The organism is Candidatus Sordicultor fermentans (genome assembly GCF_012728195.1).
Lineage (GTDB): Bacteria > Atribacterota > Atribacteria > Atribacterales > Caldatribacteriaceae > Sordicultor > Sordicultor fermentans.
The window spans coordinates 1-1,936 of the sequence record NZ_JAAYFP010000156.1; the positions used below are offsets into that span (position 1 = coordinate 1).

A 1,936-nucleotide genomic window follows, 5' to 3' on the forward strand; every position below is an offset into this window, starting at 1 on the left:
TATCTGCCCACTGTAAATGAGCCAATACCGAACTTATACTTTGTGCTTTTCTCCTTTATTGCCAGACCCGTCATTGTTGACTTTCTGACAACAACCCTTTCGCTCTTACCAAATTTACCTATACTTCCACCCGACTCACGGATATATATAATGCCCCTGTCTACTATTTTTCCTTCCTTGTTAACAGATACATAATTACCTTGTGACACATTGTTGGAAAAGCCAAAACCTATGTCACCCATGATTTTCTGCCCCTTACCTATTGCCTTTTTCACATTTTTGAAATCTGTAAACCAGTCTGTGCTACCCTGCGCTTTTGCTCCTACTGCTGTGTATGACTCAAAATAGGCGCCCTTTGAAGGCTTGTCGTACAAAAGATTTTTAGAAATCTCAGAACTTGAGACAGGCGTTTCCAGACCTACCTTCAATCTCTCGCCGTCAGTCTGTAAACTGGCGCCAAAACCGAAAATATCTCCTTCAAAGCCCACATCTGGCAAATCTCCTTCTTCCTCAAAATGTGTGATTGCCTGTTTCTCAATATCGGGTATCATGTCGTCACCCTTTTCTTTTGCTTCGTTCTGGCTCATAATATTTTCATAATCTTCAGCTATCATCCCTAATGAGTTTAGAATTGAAATGATTTCATCGGTATAAAACATGACTGTTTCAGCGCCAACAAGATTTCCAGCCCATAACAGAAGATTGCCAATGGGATACTCGATATATTCGTAAACAGTCATAGTGCGTTCATAATCAAACTGTTTCAGTATGTCTTCTTCGGTGATATACTTTATGATCCCTCCCGAACGAAGCCAGAATTCCTCTAGTATTTGCTTAGTCTCATTATACTGCTCCCTGCTTAGCGATATTACTTCAGGTGTGTAGCTGTTATAAACCTTTTTTATTTCCTCGAGAGCCAGCTTATATTCTTCCATTGCTTTTCTCTCTATTTCAAAGAGATCTTCAGGCCGCATCGGTGTTAATACGTTATAGTCAAAACTGTCTTGTGCCGAAGCCTGTCTTTCGTTTAACTCATCCATTATTTTAAATTCTCTTTCACTGGCTTCTTCATTAAACTTCATTATTTTCTTTTCGCTCTCTAAAGCGCATTTTTTAAGTTTAAAATTGTAATAGGATTACAGCACTTTAAAGGCATAAATCTGCCTGAGGTTTTTCTTAAAGGGATAGATATCATTACCTGCAGATGAGGGTTCATTTAAATAGTCCTCGACGGCATACTGGTAATTGTAGTATTCCCGCCGTACACTGTCATGCTCCATTAATATTTCACTCTGCATGTCAAATAACTCCTGCTGCATGCTTTCCAACTCAAGTTCGTTTATTTTGGGAAATGGTTTGAGCGTAAGCTGTGCTTCAGGTGTATCCAGACCTTCCCTTACAAAGTTGGTATCTACATTTTCCTTTGCTATCATATACAGCTCTTTTATAAACTCCTCCTGAAGCGGGTATTCATCTACTTCCGGATCTAGCTCTGCAACTGCTTCAAGGAAGGAATCAAAGTGGTGAATGGTTATATCATTAAAAAAGTGTTTTGCACTTTTAACCATAGTTTCAGCTGCTAAAATATAATCTTCGTTTTTTAAATGAATTGTGGTTAAAATCTGATAGGCCGGCCCGTAGTCAGGTGCAGCCAGCAGCGCATTTTTGGCGCAGTTTTCAGCCTCTGTAAAGTTATCCATTTCAATGTAAAGATATGCCGCATTTACAAGGATCACCGGATTATCCGGATCCTGATCCAATGCCTGTAAAAAGAAAAACAACGAATCTTCCGGGGACTTCTCAGCCAGCATAGCACCGAAATTATTGAGAAGCAGAGGATGAGGATATGTTTTCACTACTTCGGCAGCAATTTTGAATGTTGTATCACTCTCTAAGTCGAACACACACGACATAGCCATATCATCTGCAAGCCCAA

The 1,936-nt window shown here is 39.7% G+C and carries 2 protein-coding genes; both read right to left on the reverse strand.

Annotated elements, in window-relative coordinates:
* A partial coding sequence (locus GXZ17_RS08040; protein WP_409376776.1) for a hypothetical protein occupies positions 1–1,082 on the reverse strand: 1,082 nt, incomplete at its 3' end.
* Positions 1,083–1,136: 54 nt separating this feature from the next.
* The coding region (locus tag GXZ17_RS08045) for a tetratricopeptide repeat protein (RefSeq protein WP_409376777.1) at positions 1,137–1,936 on the reverse strand (800 nt) is incomplete at its 5' end.